The organism is Tepidiphilus thermophilus (assembly GCF_001418245.1).
Taxonomy (GTDB): Bacteria; Pseudomonadota; Gammaproteobacteria; order Burkholderiales; family Rhodocyclaceae; genus Tepidiphilus; species Tepidiphilus succinatimandens.
In genome coordinates this window covers 115,023-131,105 of record NZ_LIPU01000003.1, presented here as the reverse complement: position 1 = coordinate 131,105, position 16,083 = coordinate 115,023, and the positions used below count along the sequence as shown (strand labels likewise).

The following is a 16,083-nucleotide window of genomic DNA, read 5'->3' as shown; positions in this document are numbered from 1 at the left end:
AGTGATCCCGAAAATCCTCATGGACTAACTTTAAGAAAAATGATTTATCCAAAAATAAAACATCTACACGAGATGCATTAAAAATCATCCATTTTTCCTAAAAAACGAGCAGGCTGCCTCAGCAAATTTTTTTGCATCCTCTCTTGCCACCTCCTTTTTTCCCCTATACTCGCGACAACGAATGAAGGGGCCTGTCGATGGCCGATTGGTGGTTCGGAATACGGGCGAAATCCGCCCTGGCGCTGCTCCTGCTGTGCCTGGTCGCCCTCGTTCCCGTCGCGGCCATCGGCTTGCAGGTCTTCCAGAACTTGCGCGAACATTTCGCAGAGGCTTGGGCGCGCAATTTCACCGAACTACACGGCGAGCGCATCGCCGGCCCCCTGTCGCGCGAAGTCGCGCTGGCGCGCCACCTCGCTGGCTCGCTCACGCTCCGCGACTGGCTGCGCCACGAGGACGACGATCTGCGGCGCCGCCAGGCCAGCATCGAAGCCGAAAGCTATCGGCGCGATTTCATCGGCCATTCCTGGTTCATCGCCAGTCGCGCCAGCCGAGCCTACTATTACCGCGACGACGACACCCCCGACAGTCTGGCGCCGCGCTATCACCTCGACCCCCAAAAACCCGAGGATGCCTGGTTCTTCGCCACGCTCGACAACCCCTCGCCCCTCAACATCAATCCCAACCCCGATCGCTGGCTGAAGCAGGTGATGGTGTGGATCAACGTCGTCATCCAAGACGGCGGGGAACGGCTGGGAGTGGCCGGCACGGGAGTGGACCTCACCACCTTCGTCTCTTCTTTCCTGCACACCGCCGAACCCGGCGTCACGCCCCTCATCATCGACCGCAACGGCGCCATCCAGGCCCACCCCGACTCCCGGCGCATCGCCTGGGCTTCGGGCGCCACGGGCAACGCCCGGCCAGACGAAACGCTCTTCGGCCAGCTCACCGGCCCGGACGACGCGGCCCACCTCGGGGCGACCATGCGCCTAGCCAGCGCCAGCCCCGGCAAAGTGGAAGTGACGCCCGCCACGCTGGATGGACGGCGGCAATTGCTCGCCCTCACGTGGCTCGAGCCGCTGCAGTGGTACCTGGTCACCGCCGTGGATCTCGACGACGCCCGCCTCTTCGAAGATGCCTGGGTGCGCACCGCCCTCGTCGCCTTCGGTCTGGTGCTGCTCGCCGTACTCGCCCTCTTCGTCCTCTCGGTGGACCGCCTCCTGTTGCGGCCGCTGCGCGGGCTGCACCGCTCGGCCATGGCGCTGGCTTCGGGTCGTTTCGACGTCGATCTTCCGGCGGCCGGCCAGGACGAACTCGGTGACCTCAACCGCGCCTTCTCCCACATGGCTCGGCAGCTCGCCAACCATACGCACGAGCTCGAAGAACAAGTACGCTGCCGCACCGCCGAGCTGTTCGAAGCCAACACCGCCATGGCCGCCGCCCAGAAGAAACTCGGCGATTCGATCCAGTACGCCAGCCTCATCCAACGGGCGCTGCTGCCCGATCGCGAGCTGACCACCCTGCTCGGCGAGCACCACCTCGTGCTATGGCGCCCGCGCGACGTGGTCGGCGGAGACTTCTACCTCTTTCGCGCCGAAGGCGAGCGTTATCTCCTCGGTATCGTCGATTGTGCCGGACACGGCGTTCCCGGAGCGCTCATGACCATGCTCGCCCGCGCCGCCTTCGACGATGCCATGAATCGCCACGGCCTCGATCGTCCAGCCACTCTCTTGCAGCAGGCCGACGCCACCCTGCGCCGCATGCTCGACCAGGCCCGCCTGCCGCGCGCCATCGCCACCAGCACCGATGCCGCCCTGGTACACATCGACCGGACGGCCCGGAGCCTGCGCTATGCCGGTGCCAAGATCGATCTCTATTGGAGCGACGGCGAAGAAGTGCACCGGCTCCCCGCCCAGCGGCGTTCCCTGTGCGATCGCAAACCGGCGAACTACGTCGAAAAAGAAATTCCCCTGCGCTCCGGCATCACCTACACGCTCGTCACCGACGGTTATCTCGACCAAGCCGGCGGCGAGCTCGGCTTCGGGTTCGGTGACACGCGTTTTTGCGATCTCCTGCGGTGCGTGGCCCGGCTGCCCCTTTCCCGACAAGCCGCAGCCCTCGACGAAGCCTTCGAGGACTGGCGCCGCGGACTGCCGCAACGCGACGACATCACCCTGCTGTCTTTCCGCCTCGACTGAACGGAGCGTCTCCCATGCTCGACATCGATTTTCTCGACCTGCGCGAACTGCTGCATAGCCACCACATCCTGCTGTGCTTCAACGGCCCGATCTCACGCAGCCTGATCGAGGAAATCGGGCTCGCCCTGAAAAACTATCTCGATGCTGAACACACCCATCCCGGCGCCGCCATGGACGTGTTCGGAGCCTATGTCGAGATGACGCAAAATATCCGGCACTATGCCATTCGCAAGGGATACGGAGAAAGCGAGAGTGCTGCCACGATCCTCGTGGCCAGTGACGGACAGGGCGGCTATCTCATCCAGGCGGGCAATGTCATCGAGGCCGAAGACGCTGCGCCCCTGCTCGAGCGCATCGCCCACCTCGCCGCCATGGATTCGGTCGAGCTCAAGCGCGCCTATAAGGAACAGCTGCGCCGGCCCATCACGCCCGGAGCCTCGAGCGGCGCCGGCCTCGGACTCATCGATATCGCCCGCAAGTCCCGCTGCCCTCTGAGTGCCACCCAACGTCCGCTGGGCGGCGGCAAGGCCTTCTTCAGCCTGCGCGCTATCCTCTGACCGCCTCGCACCGGAGCCCCCCCATGAACGCCTCCTTCACTCTGCCCGGCACCCAGACCACGCCGACCATCACCGCCGACTGGGATCTCGGCCTGCTGCAGATGTCCGGCGATTCCTACCCCGAGAACTCTTTCGACTTTTTCACCAGCACGCTCGACTGGGTCGAATCCTACCTGAGACAGGAAAACCGCCCCCTGCGCCTCGAACTGCGCCTCGTGTATATGAACACTAGTTCAGTGAAAGTCATGATGGACATCTTCGACCTGCTCGAAGAAGCCCATCGAGAAGGCCGGGACGTCGGCGTCGACTGGTTCTTCGATTCCCGCAACGAACGGGTCGAGCTCCTGGCGGAAGAATTCCGCGAGGACTGCACTTTTCCGTTTCGCATCAGCGCCGAGACCTGAGATGAGCACCATCCCTCCCGACACGGACGAAGGCGACGAAGCCAGGCTGCTGGCCGAAATCGACCAGCTGCTCGACTCCCCCGTCCATCACGCCAACCCCCTTCGCGCCCCGCTCGCGCGCCTGCTCGCCCTGCACCGGCAGCAGAACGAACGGCTGCTGCGCCTCATCCATCTCTCCGACGGCTATCACGAACTCGGCCGGCTCCGTTCGAGCACACTGTCCCAGCGCTTCGAGCACCACTTGCGCCGACTGGAGAAGCTCGCCCGCATCTCGGATCGCTACCAGGATCAGCTCCGTTCCCTCAATGCCGCCCTCCTGCAGAGCTCGCTCAAAGACCCGCTCACCGAACTCGGTAACCGGCGCTACCTGATGGAACGGCTCCACGACGAAGACGCCGCCAGCACCACGGCTCCGGCGGCATACTGCCTGGCGATCCTGGACGTCGATCATTTCAAACGGATCAACGACGGTTGGGGCCATGACATGGGTGACGCGACGCTCAAGCACATCGCCGACGCCCTACGCGGCGCCATTCGCCACAGCGATTTCGTCGGTCGCTGGGGCGGAGAAGAATTCCTCCTCATTTTCCCCGCCACCGAACTCGCCGACGCTTTTCAGATCACGGAACGCGTACGCCAGGCGATCGGCGCCATCTCCATCGCGCATCGACTCGGCCCCGTCACCGTCTCCGCCAGCATCGGGCTGACGCGGCAAATCGCCGGCGAACGCTTCGCCGCCGCCCTGGATCGTGCCGACTCTGCGCTCCTGCGCGCCAAACGGGACGGACGCGACCGTACGGTCATCGGCTGATCGGTCACCGCTGGCAACGGCCAGAAGCAAGGATCCCCCCGCGCCGGAGGGCAGCCTGGCTGGCGCAGTACTGCAGATACGACGTCAATTTCGGACACGTTCACAGCGGGATCGTGAATGAAGCGTCGTTTTAACCCCCGGTTAAGGACGGCATGATTCAATGACACCGTCTGCATCACGACGACGAGGTCATCATGAAATCCCCCATCTTCCGCAAGCTGCTTGGCTGGCTCTTTCCCGCCCTGCTCTCCGGCTTTTCCCTCGCTGCCACCGCCGAGACGCCTGCGGCGATGGCCGAGCGCTACGCGCAGCGCGTCGCCCAGGAGCAGCCCGGCTTCACCCCCGACCCTGCGCGCGGCGAGGCGTTCTATCGCAAGAATCACGGTGTGTCGGCCGACATGCCCGGCTGCCATGCCTGCCATGGCGCCGATCCCCGGCAGAGCGGCAAACACGTGGTCACGGGAAAGACGATCGCGCCCATGGCCGTGAGCGCCAATCCCGAGCGCTTCACCGACGAAGCCAAGATCGAGAAGTGGTTCCGCCGCAACTGCAAGGAAGTGGTGGGACGCGAATGCACGGCAGCGGAGAAAGCCGACTTTCTCGCCTGGCTCGTGCGCCAATGACTGAAGGAGACCTGACATGAATGCGATCGGACGACTTTATCGCCGCTACGGACATCTTTTCACCGCCGCCCTGTGCGCCGCCTTCATCGCTGCGCCGATCGTGGTCTCGGCCGAGGAGCGGCACGAACGCGCCGAACAGGAGAAACACGAGACCCGCTATAAAGACAAGAGCAAAGGGGCGCCGCTCTCGCCGCTCTACCGCCAGGAGTGCGGCAGCTGCCACGTTCCCTTCCCGCCGTCCTTGCTCTCGGCCGAGGATTGGCGCAAGGTGATGGGTGATCTCGCCCATCACTACGGCGACGACGCCTCGCTGTCGCCACAGACGGCGCAGGAGCTCACCGACTTTCTCGTGCAGCACGCGGGCGATGCCCGCCGCACGCAAGGGGCGGGCGATCCGCCGCGCATCACGCAGACCCGCTGGTTCCAGAAAGAGCACGACGAGGTTCCCGCCGCGGCCTGGCGCGATCCACGGGTGAAGTCCCCGGCCAACTGCGGTGCCTGCCACAAGCGCGCCGAAGAAGGCTCGTACCGCGAGCGCGAGATCGACATCCCCGGCTATGGCCCGTACAAGGACTGAAGGAGCCCCGTCATGGAGCCGAACGAAAACAAGGTGTTGATCTGGGACGCCGTCGTGCGGCTCGGACACTGGCTGATGGCCCTCGGCTTCCTCGTCGCCTGGCTCACGGGGGAGTCCGAGCGCCTGCGTCTGGTGCACGTCGCCGCCGGCGGCACGGTGGCCGCAGTGGTGCTCTTTCGCGTGGTCTGGGGCTTCGTCGGCCCGTGGCCGGCGCGGTTTTCTTCTTTCGTGCGTCCTTGGCGCGAAGCCTGGGACTACCTCGTCGGGCTGGCACGCTTGCAGCCGCGCCATTACACCGGGCACAATCCGGCCGGTGGCATCGCGATCCTCGCCCTACTCGCGCTCGGGATCCTCACTCCGCTCTTCGGATGGTTCGCCTACGAGGAGATCGGCGGCAAGTTCGCCGAAAAGGCGCACGAAGCGCTGGCGAACTTCATGCTCGCCGTGGTGCTGGTGCACTTGGCAGGGGTGTTCGTCGGCAGCCTCGCCCATCGCGAGAATCTGGTACGCGCGATGGTGCTCGGAGTGAAGCGCGCCGCGCCGCAGGAAGCGATCGAGCAGCCCTACACCCCCATGGCCGTCGTGCTGTTCGTCTGGGTGGCGATCGTGGTCTACTGGTTGCTGCGCCAATGAAGGAGCAAAGATGCGGGTATTGCTCGTCGAGGACGATGCGCTCCTAGGCGCGGGCCTCGAACGGGGGCTGGAGGCCCTGGGGATGAACGTGGCATGGGCACGGGAGGCGGCTTCGGCCTTCCGCCTGCTGCAGTCCGAGCCGTTCGACGCCGTGGTGCTCGATCTGGGCTTGCCGCAGGAAGACGGGATGCACGCGCTCAGGCGTTGGCGCGCCGAGGGGCTCGTCCTCCCGGTGCTGATCCTGACGGCGCGCGACGCGCTCTCCGAGCGCATCGCCGGCCTCGACGAGGGAGCGGACGACTACGTGGTGAAGCCGGCCCCGCTCGAGGAGATCGCCGCCCGCCTGCGGGCGCTGGTGCGCCGCGGCGAGGGGCGGGCGCGTTCGTTCATCGACCTGGGGCGTCTGCGCCTGGACACGGCCGGACACGCCGTGTGGTTCGACGGTGCGCCGGTGGAGCTCTCGGCGATGGAATACCGCCTGCTCGAGCGTCTCGCGCGCAACCCGGGACGCGTCTTCACTAAGATCCAGCTCGAACAGGCGCTCTACGAGGCGGAGGAAGCCCCCGACAGCAACGTGCTGCAGGTGCTCATCCATCATCTTCGCCGCAAGATCGACCCGGCCATCATCGACACGATCCGCGGCCTGGGCTACCGCCTGGGCCCGGCGGCGCAAGGGGCCGCACCGTGATCCCGTGGCGCCGGCTCGGCCGCTCGCTGCGCCTGCGCCTCACGCTCTGGCTGCTCGCCGGGGTGGCCCTTTTCTGGCTCGTCTCGCTCGCCTACGTCGTGGCGGAGAGCGGCAAGGAGGCGGAGGAACTGCTGGATGCGCGGCTCGTGGCAAGCGTCGAAGCCCTCTCTGCAGCCCCTTTGGGCAGGGGTGACGCCCCGCCCTCCTCGGGCCCTCCGGGCAAAAGGCAGCGGAAAGCCGGAAAGCACGCCGGAGTGCTGGTGCTCGACCCCGAGGGCGGGGAGATCGTGCGCTTCGGTGCCCTGCCGTCGAATGCCGACCTGTCCCGCCTCGCAGACGGTTTTCACCGCATCCCCGGCAAACCGGGCTGGCGCATCTATGCCGCCACCCGCTCCGACGGGGCGCGGGTGTTCGCCGCGCATCCGCTGGAGGCGCACGACGAGCTCACCGAGGATCTGGTGGAACACTCGGTCGAGACGCTCACCCTGGGTGCGCTCGCGCTCGCGCTCTTTTCCTGGTGGGCGATCGGCCGGGGGCTGCGTCCGCTCGCAGTGCTGTCGCACGCGCTGCGGCAGCGCCGCCCCGACGCGCTCGAACCGGTGGCCTTGCCCGATGCGCCGCAGGAACTCGAACCCGTGGTAGGGGCGGTCAATGACCTGCTCGCCCGCCTGTCGCAGGCCTTCGAGCGCGAGCGGCGTTTCACCGCCGACGTCGCCCACGAACTGCGCACACCGATCGCTGCCATCGCGGCGCATCTGGATGCCGCCCTCGTCGAAGGCAACGAGACGCGCCGCCGGGAAGCGCTGCGCGCCGCCCGCGAAGGGACGACCCGCGCCGCCCAGCTCATCGAGCAACTGCTCACCCTCGCGCGCCTGGGGCACGACGCGCGCCGGCCGCGCCGCACCATCGACGCCGCCGAGGTCGTTCGCCAGGAAGTGGCCCTGCTCTGGCCGCAGGCCCAGGCGCGCGGCCACGCCTTGGAAGTGGATCTGCCCGAGACGCTGCCCCTTCTGCTCCCGCCGGAACCGCTCGCGCTCATCGTGCGCAACCTCGTCGACAATGCACTGCGCCACACGCCGCCGGGCAGCACCGTACGGGTGTCGCTGCGCCGCGAAGGGAACCTCGTGCGGCTCGAAATCGAGGATGACGGCCCCGGCATCCCTCCCGAACGGCGGGAGACGCTGTTCGCACCCTTTGCGCGCGACTCCACCGCGCCGGGCACGGGCCTGGGCCTGACGTTGGTGCGCGAAGCGGCGGAACTCCTCGGTGCCCGTATCGAGCCCGGTGAGAGCCGCCTGGGCGGGGCACGCTTCACCCTCGTTTTGCCCGTACTGCACGAAGCACCGACGCGATGAGCCAGACATCCGAAGAGACGAGAAGCCTTCGAGGGCGAAAAGCCCCTGTTGTCGCAGATGCGGCGTTTAAGCTTTCCTTAAGTTCACCGCCGTATCGTATCTCCCACCCCTACGAGACGAGGAGGACGCAATGGCGACGACGGTCTGTTCCGCCCGACCGAAAAAGGAAACCTCCGCCAGGCTCACGGAAGCGACCTGGGTGGCCGAAAACGACGCGATGGGCGAGGACATCGCCCGCTTCGTACAAACTCTCTACCTGACCCGCTACGGCGCGCACATCGCCCCGCCGCGCGGCCCCTTCCTCGCGCTGCGCGATGCTTCCGGCCAGGTGCGGGCGGCGCTCGCGCTGCGCCGGGGCGAGGCGCCCTTCTTCCTCGAGCACTATCTCGACGCGCCGGTGCACACCTTCCTTCCCGGCGGCGTGCGCGACGGCATCGTCGAAGTCGGCAGCCTCGCGGCCGACGTACCGGGCGGCGCGCGGGCGCTGGTGGTGACGCTCACGGCTTTTCTCGCCGCCTGCCGCGTGCAGTGGGTGGTGTTTACCGCGCGCCGCGAGCTGCGCAACACCTTCGCGCGGCTCGGCATCGTCCTGCACCCGCTCGCGCCGGCGCACCCCGGGCGCCTGCCCGACGGCGGCGCGGGCTGGGGATCGTATTACGAGGGCGACCCGCAGGTGGTCGCCGGCGAAGTGGCCCAAGGTGCCGGCGCAGTGCGGGAAATGCTCGCCGCGAGCGGCGACGGCCTGCTCGCCCTGTGGCTGCGCGGGCTTGCCCTGGGCTGCGGTGCCGGGATGCGTTGGAAGGGGGAAAGGGCATGTACCCGACACTGAGCGAAGCGCTGCGCGGCTGGGCAGCAACGCGCCCCCAGGCACCGGCGTGGATCGGGCGCGAGCGCACGCTCGACTTTACCACCGCCGCCGTTGCGGTGGAGGTGCTCGCCGCGCTGCTCGAACCCTGGCGCGAGCGCGGCGTGGCGCTCGCCCTCGACAACGGCCCCGCCTGGGCGGTGTGCGATCTGGCCGCCTGGACGGCCGCCGTCCCGCTCGTACCGCTGCCCCCCTTCTTCTCCGCGGCGCAGACGGCGCACGTGCTCGACGACTCGGGCGTCGGGGCGGTGCTCACCGACCAGCCGCAGGCATTCTCCAACAAGGGGGAAGCTCGCCCCCTGGGCGAAGTGGCCGGCGTGCGACTGTGGCAAGTGATGCTGGAACCGAGCGCGCCGCCCCTGCCAGCGGGCATCGCCAAGGTAACCTACACCTCCGGCACCACCGGCGCGCCCAAAGGGGTCCTGCTGCGCCGCGAGGCGATGGAAGCGGTGGCCCGCTCGCTCGTATGGGCGGCGGGGGTGGAGGCAGGCGAACGGCATCTCGCGGTGCTACCGCTCTCCGTCCTGCTGGAGAACATCGCCGGACTGTACGCCCCGCTGCTCGCCGGCATGGGCACGGTGCTCTGGCCCGTGGCGAAACTCGGGTTGCGCGGCGCGGCCGGGGTCGATGCCGCTCTCCTGTGGTCGGCGCTGCAGCGCGCCGAACCGGACACGGCGGTGCTCACCCCCCAGCTCTTGCGCGCGCTGGTAACGGAAACCGAACGGCGCGGACCGCCCACGGCGCGGTTGCGCTTTCTCGCCGTAGGTGGCGGCAAGGTCCCGCTGCACCTCCTACAGCGGGCGCGGGCCGCGGGACTGCCCGTCTATGAAGGTTATGGCCTGTCGGAATGCGCCTCGGTGGTGGCAGTCAATCGCCCCGGGGCAGAACGCCCCGGCAGCGTCGGTCGGCCGCTGCCTCACACCGAAGTCCGGCTCGCAGCCGACGGTGAAGTGCTGGTGCGCGGCGCGGTGTGCGCGGGCTATCTGCGACAGGAAGCGCCCCCGTCTCTCGACGGATTCTGGCCGACGGGGGACGTCGGTGCCTTCGACGAGGACGGATTCCTCTTCCTCACCGGACGCAAGAAAGACATTTACGTCACCGCTTTCGGGCGCAACGTCTCGCCGGAATGGGTCGAAGGGGAATTGACCCAGGAAGAAGGCATCGTGCAGGCAGCGGTGTTCGGCGAAGGGCGGGCGCACAACCTGGCCGTGCTCCACACGACGCTGCCCGAACCGGCGCTCGCACGGGCGGTGGCGGCAGCCAACGCGCGCCTGCCCGACTACGCCCGCATCGCCGCCTGGGTGCGGGCCGATGCGCCCTTCACCCCCGAAAACGGCCTGCTCACGCCCAACGGGCGGCTGCGCCGGGCGCACATCTTCGCGGCCTACGCCCAGGCCCTCGAACGACTGTGGTCGAAACTGGAAAACTGAACGGAGAAACACGATGGGGTTCTACCACACCTTGATGCAGGAAACGGAGCGCGAACGCGCGCAATTCCTGGCGATCCCCCTCTTCGCCGCCGCGGTGGAAGGAAAAGTGAGCCTGCAGACCTATTGCGCCTTTCTCACCCAGGCCTATCATCACGTCAGCCAGACGGTGCCTCTGCTGATGGCGGTGGGGGCTCGGCTGCCCGAGCGGCTCGAATGGCTGCGCGGCGCCGTGGCCGAATACATCCGCGAGGAATACGGCCATCACGAATGGGTACTCGACGATTTGCGCGCCTGCGGCGTCGATGCCGAGGCGGTGCGCTGCGGCGAACCGGCGCCCGAGACCGACCGCATGATCGCCTACGCCTGGGACACGGTACTGCGGCGCAACCCCGTGGGTTTCTTCGGCATGGTGCTGGTGCTCGAAGGCACGAGCGTCAACCTCGCCACGCGCGCGGCCAAGGCGATCCAGGCGGCGCTCGGCCTGCCGGATGCGGCGTTCTCCTACCTCACCAGTCACGGGGATCTCGACCAGAGCCACATCGCCTACTTCGAACGCCTGATGGACCGGCTCGAGGACGAAGACGACCAGCGCGCGGTGATCCGCTGTGCCCGCCAGATGTACCGGCTCTACGGCGACATGTTCCGCGCCCTGCCGCAATGAGGAGAGGCTCATGGACATACGAGGAAAACGCGTCCTGCTGACGGGAGCAAGCGGCGGCATCGGCACCCCGCTCGCCCAGCGGCTCGCAGCGGCTGGCGCACGGCTCGCGCTGGTAGGGCGGCGCCGTGAAGCCCTGGAAGCGCTGGCCGGGGACATCCCTTCGGCGGCACTCGTCGTCGCCGATCTCGGCAGCGCGCCGGGGTGCCGCGCTGCCGTGGACGAAGCACGCGGCGCGCTGGGCGGCATCGACCTCCTGGTGCATCTGGCCGGCGAAGGAAGCTTCCGCTGGTTCACCGAGGAAGACGACGAGACGATCGAACGGTTGTTGCGCACCAACTGCGCCTCGGCCATGTGGCTTGCCAAAGCGCTGCTGCCGGAGATGACGGCACGCGGCAGCGGGCGGCTCGTCTTCTGCGGCTCGGTGCTCGGGGCGCTCGCGCTGCCCGGCTACACCGCCTACGCGGCGAGCAAGTTCGCCCTGCGCGGCTTCACCGAAGGGCTGCGGCGCGAACTCGCCGGCAGCGGCGTGGGCGTGACGCTCGTCGCCCCGCGTGCCGTGCGCACCGCGCTCAATCCGCCTCAGGTCTACGAAATGGCCCAGGCGACGAAGATGGCGGTCGATCCGCCCGAGGTCGTGGCCGAGGCGATTTTCGAGGCGATCCGGCGCGACGCCCGCGAGGTGGTGCTCGGCGGAATGGAGCCTTGGGTCGTGCGCCTCAACGCCCTCTGGCCCGGCTTGCTCGATCGATTGCTGCGCAAGCAGACCGAAGTGGTGCGCCGCTTTGCGCGGCGCGTTCCGTGAAAACGAGGCAGCGAGGATGATCCGCAAACGGACGATGTCCGCCGTCTTGCTGGCGGCGCCCGCGGAACTCGCCCAGAAGGAAGGCGCTCGATAGACCGATGCGACTCCTTTTGATCGAAGACGACGAAATGCTGGGTGCGGCCGTGCGCACCGGCTTGGAACAGGAAGGCTATGCCGTCGATTGGGTGCGCGAAGGAAAAGCGGCGCTGACGGCCTTGTGTAGCGAACCGTTCGAGCTCGCCGTGCTAGACCTCGGCCTGCCCGGCCTCTCGGGTCTCGAGGTGCTCAAGCGCGCCCGTGCGGCGGGTGTGAAGACCCCGGTGCTGATCCTCACCGCCTGGGACGCGGTCTCCGACCGGGTCGCCGGGCTCGACGCCGGCGCCGACGACTATCTGGGCAAGCCTTTCGACCTCGAAGAACTCGCCGCCCGCCTGCGGGCGCTGTACCGGCGCGCCCACGGCCGTTCCGACAGCGCCATGCGCCACGGTCCGCTCGTGCTCGATCCAGCGGCGCGCACGGTGACGCTCAACGGCGCACCGGTCGAGCTCTCCGCCAAGGAATTCGCCCTCCTGCACCTTTTGCTGGAGCATGCCGGTAAGGTGCTGTCACGCGAGCGGCTGGAAGAAGGGATTTATGGCTGGGGCAGCGAAGTGGAGAGCAACGCGATCGAGGTCCACATCCATCACCTGCGCCGCAAGCTCGGTCGGGAATGGATCGTGACGGTGCGCGGCGTCGGCTACCTCTTGCCCAAGGAGCGCGGATGATCTCGCTGCGGCGACGCCTGATCGTCCTGATGCTGGGCGTGTTCGCCCTCGCCTGGGGTGTGCTCACCGCCATCGTCTTCTGGGATGCGCGGCGCGAAATCCACGCATTCTACGACGATCGGCTGGAGAAGATCGCCGAAGTGCTGCTCGACCTCTCCTGGCACGAACTCAACGACGAGCACGAGACGACGGAAGAAGTGCTCAACGGCGTCTTCAGCGAACGCCTCATCCGCGCCTACGACGACGAGGCGGCCTTCCAGATCTGGTACCGCGGCCATCTGCTCGTGCGCACGGCAGACGCCCCCGCCGCGGAACGCTTCATTCCCGGCGACGGCTTCGCCGACGTGCTCTATCAAAAACAAATGTGGCGCGTCTTGCACAAGATCCACTCCGACGGCCCCCTCGAAGTCTACGTCGGCGAACCCTTCTCCGGCCGCACCGAACTGGTCTACCACGTCATCGGTCAGCTCGTCGGACCGCTGCTCGTGGCCGTGCCGCTGCTCGTCGTCCTCGTGCTCGTCGGCGTGCGCCGGGGGCTGCAACCGCTCGCGCGCACCGAATGCGAGATCGCCCACCGCTCGCCGACCCAGCTCACGCCGATCGCGCTCGCGGAGGTGCCCGTGGAGATTCGTGGCATCGTCGGCGAGCTCAACCACCTGCTCGAGGCGCTCGCCGACGCGATGGCGCGCGAACGGCGCTTCACCTCGCACGCGGCGCACGAACTACGCACCCCGCTCGCCGTCCTCAAAACCCAGGCCCAGCTCGCCCTGCGCGCCCCCGAGGGTTCCCAGCGGGAAGAATCACTGCATCATCTGATCGCCGGGGTCGACCGGGCGAGCCGCCTCGTCTCGCAACTCCTCACCCTCACCCGGCTCGAACCCGACGTGACCCGTACCCTGCGCGGCGAACTCGATCTGCGCGAGATCGCCCGCGAAGCGGTGGCCGAACTAGCGCCGCTCGCGCTCGAGCGCGGCGTGGAACTCGGGTTGGATGCACCGGAACCCGCCCGCGTGCACGGCATCGCCCTCGCCCTGGGTATCCTCGTGCGCAACCTGATCGACAACGCCATCCGCCATTCCCCGGCTGGCGGACGCGTCGACGTCCGCCTCACCGTCGACGCCGCGACCGTGACGCTCACCGTAAGCGATCAGGGGCCGGGCATCCCCCCCGAAGAACGGGCCCGCGTGTTCGAGCCCTTCTACCGCGTCCCCGGCAGCCCCAGCGGCGGCGCCGGACTGGGACTCGCCATCGTACAGCGCATCGTAGCCTTCCATGGTGGCCGCGTCGGCGCCGAAGCAGGGCCGGATGGCCGCGGCACGACGATGCGGGTGGTCTTTCCGCGCTCGGAAGATTCCCCCCTCCACCCCCTCCCTGCCATGACCGAAACCTCATGAACGAACTCCACGACTTCGACGAGCTCGACGAAGAGTCCGATTCTCCCGAACGAGAACGCGCGGCCAAACGCACCACCTGGGTGAGCGTCGCCGTCAACCTCGGCCTCACCCTCACCCAGGTGATCGCCGGCCTCTGGTCCGGCTCGCAAGGTCTGGTAGCCGACGGCATCCATTCCCTCTCCGACCTCGTGGCCGACTTCGTCGTCCTGCTCGCCCTGCGCCACAGTCGCAAAGCGCCCGACGCCAACCACCCCTACGGCCACCAACGCTTCGAGAATGCCGCCTCGCTCGTCCTGGGCGCGCTGCTCCTTGCCGTCGGCCTCGGCATGATCAATACCGCCGTGCACAAGCTGGAGAATCCCGCAACCATCCCGACCGTGCACGGGCTTGCGCTGGCGGTGGCGCTCGGCGCGCTCGCCGCCAAGGAACTCCTCTTCCGCTACATGCTCGCCGTCGCCGAGCGCGTGCGCTCCAGCCTGCTGGTGGCCAACGCCTGGCACGCCCGCTCGGACGCCGCCTCCTCGCTCGTCGTTGCCATCGGCATCGGTGGCAACCTTCTGGGCGTGACCCTGCTCGACCCCATCGCCGCCCTGATCGTGGGCCTGATGATCGTCAAAATGGGCTGGGGCTTTACCCGCGACGCCTTCCACGACCTCACCGACCGTGCGGTGAACGAGGAACAGGCCGCAGCAATCGCCGCCGAGATCCTCGCCATCCCCGGCGTGCGCGGCATCCACGACCTGCGCACCCGCAAGACCGGCGACATGATCGTGGCCGACGTCCACCTCGAAATCGACGGGCACCTCACGGTGGCCGAGGGGCACGAAATCGCCAAGCGCGTCGTCGCCACCGTCAAGGCACGCCACCCCGTGCTGCACCTGACCACGCACGTCGATCCGGTGTAGGGCCATCCTGCCTCTCCGCCGCCACCCAAATCCATGCTCTGAACGGACGGATGAAGACGGCCTGCCGGACCCGCAGGACCGACAGGCCATCATCGACTACCTCACGACGCTACGCTGATGCGCTCCTCACTTGAACGGATCGGGGCGCGGCGTGTTCGGACCGGAGGGCGGCAGCAGCGGCAAAGGCATCTGCGGCCGCTCGCCGGTGAGCGTGTGCAGGAAGGCGACGACTTTCTTCACTTCGTCGTCGGTGAAGGTGCGGCCAAGCTGCAAGCGTCCCATCAGGGTGACGGCCTCCTCCAGCGTCTTCGCCTGACCGTCGTGGAAGTAGGGGTAGGTGAGTTCCACGTTACGCAGCGTCGGCACCTTGAAGTACCAGCGATCCTCGTCTTTCTTGGTCACCGCCGCGCGACCTTCGGCAGGCGAAGTGGACTTGTAGGGTTCGACCACGCCTATCTTCTGGAAGGAATTGCCGCCGAGGTTGGGGCCGTTGTGGCAAGCGATACAGCCGCTGTCGTAGAAAATCCTGAAGCCTTCGCGTTCCTCGGCGGTGATCGCCTTGTCGTCGCCCTTGAGCCACTTGTCGAAACGCGAATTCGGCGTAACCAAGGTTTTCTCGAACTCGGCGATCGCATCGGTGACCTGCTCGATGGCGATCTGGTCCGTACCGTAGATTTTCTTGAACTCGTCGACGTAGCCGGGGATGGACTGCAGCACGGCCACGGCGAGCGTGTGCGGCATCCCCATTTCGATCGGATTCTGGATCGGACCGGCGGCCTGTTCCTGCAAATTGGCGGCACGCCCATCCCAGAACTGGACAAAGTTGAGCGAGGCGTTGAACACGGTCGGCGCATTCACCGGCCCCGGTTGCCATTTGTGCCCGATGGAAGTCTTGAGGTTATCCACTCCGCCCAGCGACAGGTTGTGGCAGGTGTTGCAGGAGATGATGCCGGACATCGACAGGCGTGGTTCGAAGAAGAGCTGACGGCCGAGATCGACCTTGGCCGGATGATCGATCTTCGCTGGTTCGATCGGCTGGATGATCACCTTGGCCTTTTCGCGCAGTTCGTCGGGCGCAGCCTGCACGCCGAAACACACCCCCACCCCCAAAGCGGCAAGGGCAGCCGCCAGTGGTTTGATCTTCATGAGACTTCTCCTTGCGGTGCGAGACAAACGGAAATCCCAAGGGGATCACCCCCTTTCCCATTCTACGGTCGGGGTTTCATTGTTTCACGCGATTCTTAAGCCACCATTAACATCAGTCGCCACGCACCGCAAGGTTTTCTTCATCGTCCCGTCACAAACGCATCTTCGGGCTTGGTTGCACCGATGATGACCGAACTCACGGCCGGTTTGCGCAGCATCAAGAAACGAAACGATTCATCCATCAAGAGGGGGGGTTGATATATACTTTTTGGC

17 protein-coding genes are annotated in these 16,083 nt (G+C 67.1%); 16 read left to right on the top strand and 1 reads right to left on the bottom strand.

Going from position 1 to position 16,083, the window contains the following annotated elements; all coding sequences use genetic code 11:
- Positions 1-197: 197 nt before the first annotated feature.
- The 16 genes from siaA to ASC37_RS03665 all read left to right on the top strand — a co-directional run bounded on the left by siaA (position 198) and on the right by ASC37_RS03665 (position 14,664).
- Positions 198-2,195 carry a biofilm regulation protein phosphatase SiaA gene (gene siaA, locus ASC37_RS03740; protein WP_055423093.1) on the top strand — a complete coding sequence of 666 codons (1,998 nt, stop codon included), beginning with the start codon at positions 198-200 and terminating at the stop codon, positions 2,193-2,195.
- 14 nt (positions 2,196-2,209) lie between these two features.
- On the top strand, positions 2,210-2,752 hold the full coding sequence (siaB, locus tag ASC37_RS03735) for a biofilm regulation protein kinase SiaB (protein ID WP_055423092.1): 543 nt from the start codon (positions 2,210-2,212) through the stop codon (positions 2,750-2,752).
- A gap of 23 nt (positions 2,753-2,775) precedes the next feature.
- On the top strand, positions 2,776-3,156 hold the full coding sequence (gene siaC / locus ASC37_RS03730; RefSeq protein WP_055423091.1) for a biofilm regulation phosphoprotein SiaC: 381 nt from the start codon (positions 2,776-2,778) through the stop codon (positions 3,154-3,156).
- A 1-nt stretch (position 3,157) separates the two neighbouring features.
- Entirely contained in the window at positions 3,158-3,967 is an 810-nt protein-coding gene (gene siaD / locus ASC37_RS03725) for a biofilm regulation diguanylate cyclase SiaD (protein ID WP_055423090.1), read from the top strand.
- A gap of 194 nt (positions 3,968-4,161) precedes the next feature.
- Positions 4,162-4,590: a DUF1924 domain-containing protein gene (locus ASC37_RS03720; protein ID WP_055423089.1), complete on the top strand. Its 429-nt coding sequence runs from the start codon at positions 4,162-4,164 to the stop codon at positions 4,588-4,590.
- A gap of 16 nt (positions 4,591-4,606) precedes the next feature.
- Positions 4,607-5,167, top strand: a complete 561-nt coding sequence (locus tag ASC37_RS03715) for a diheme cytochrome c (protein WP_055423088.1) — start codon at positions 4,607-4,609, stop codon at positions 5,165-5,167.
- A 12-nt stretch (positions 5,168-5,179) separates the two neighbouring features.
- The gene (locus tag ASC37_RS03710; RefSeq protein ID WP_055423087.1) at positions 5,180-5,800 is read left to right on the top strand and encodes a cytochrome b/b6 domain-containing protein; all 621 of its coding nucleotides are present in this window, start codon (positions 5,180-5,182) and stop codon (positions 5,798-5,800) included.
- Positions 5,801-5,810: 10 nt separating this feature from the next.
- Positions 5,811-6,488 (top strand): response regulator, encoded by a 678-nt coding sequence (locus ASC37_RS03705; protein ID WP_055423086.1) that lies wholly within the window; start codon positions 5,811-5,813, stop codon positions 6,486-6,488.
- Complete coding sequence (locus ASC37_RS03700; protein ID WP_055423085.1) at positions 6,485-7,843, top strand: sensor histidine kinase; 1,359 nt, start codon at positions 6,485-6,487, stop codon at positions 7,841-7,843. The genes ASC37_RS03705 and ASC37_RS03700 overlap by 4 nt, the downstream gene beginning before the upstream one ends.
- A 130-nt stretch (positions 7,844-7,973) precedes the next feature.
- Positions 7,974-8,672 (top strand): thermostable hemolysin, encoded by a 699-nt coding sequence (locus tag ASC37_RS03695; RefSeq protein ID WP_055423084.1) that lies wholly within the window; start codon positions 7,974-7,976, stop codon positions 8,670-8,672.
- Positions 8,657-10,138: an AMP-binding protein gene (locus tag ASC37_RS03690; RefSeq protein WP_055423083.1), complete on the top strand. Its 1,482-nt coding sequence runs from the start codon at positions 8,657-8,659 to the stop codon at positions 10,136-10,138. Before ASC37_RS03695 ends, ASC37_RS03690 begins: the two co-directional genes overlap by 16 nt.
- A gap of 13 nt (positions 10,139-10,151) precedes the next feature.
- The gene (locus ASC37_RS03685) at positions 10,152-10,799 is read left to right on the top strand and encodes a TenA family transcriptional regulator (RefSeq protein WP_055423082.1); all 648 of its coding nucleotides are present in this window, start codon (positions 10,152-10,154) and stop codon (positions 10,797-10,799) included.
- A gap of 10 nt (positions 10,800-10,809) precedes the next feature.
- The gene (locus tag ASC37_RS03680) at positions 10,810-11,601 is read left to right on the top strand and encodes an SDR family oxidoreductase (RefSeq protein WP_055423081.1); all 792 of its coding nucleotides are present in this window, start codon (positions 10,810-10,812) and stop codon (positions 11,599-11,601) included.
- Between the two features lie 98 nt (positions 11,602-11,699).
- On the top strand, positions 11,700-12,365 hold the full coding sequence (locus ASC37_RS03675; protein ID WP_055423080.1) for a response regulator: 666 nt from the start codon (positions 11,700-11,702) through the stop codon (positions 12,363-12,365).
- Positions 12,362-13,759, top strand: a complete 1,398-nt coding sequence (locus tag ASC37_RS03670) for an ATP-binding protein (protein ID WP_055423079.1) — start codon at positions 12,362-12,364, stop codon at positions 13,757-13,759. Before ASC37_RS03675 ends, ASC37_RS03670 begins: the two co-directional genes overlap by 4 nt.
- Entirely contained in the window at positions 13,756-14,664 is a 909-nt protein-coding gene (locus ASC37_RS03665) for a cation diffusion facilitator family transporter (RefSeq protein WP_051240804.1), read from the top strand. Before ASC37_RS03670 ends, ASC37_RS03665 begins: the two co-directional genes overlap by 4 nt.
- Positions 14,665-14,790: 126 nt before the next feature.
- Here the strand turns inward: ASC37_RS03665 and ASC37_RS03660 are convergent, their stop codons facing one another.
- Entirely contained in the window at positions 14,791-15,810 is a 1,020-nt protein-coding gene (locus tag ASC37_RS03660) for a cytochrome-c peroxidase (RefSeq protein ID WP_082438360.1), read from the bottom strand.
- Positions 15,811-16,083 lie beyond the last annotated feature (273 nt).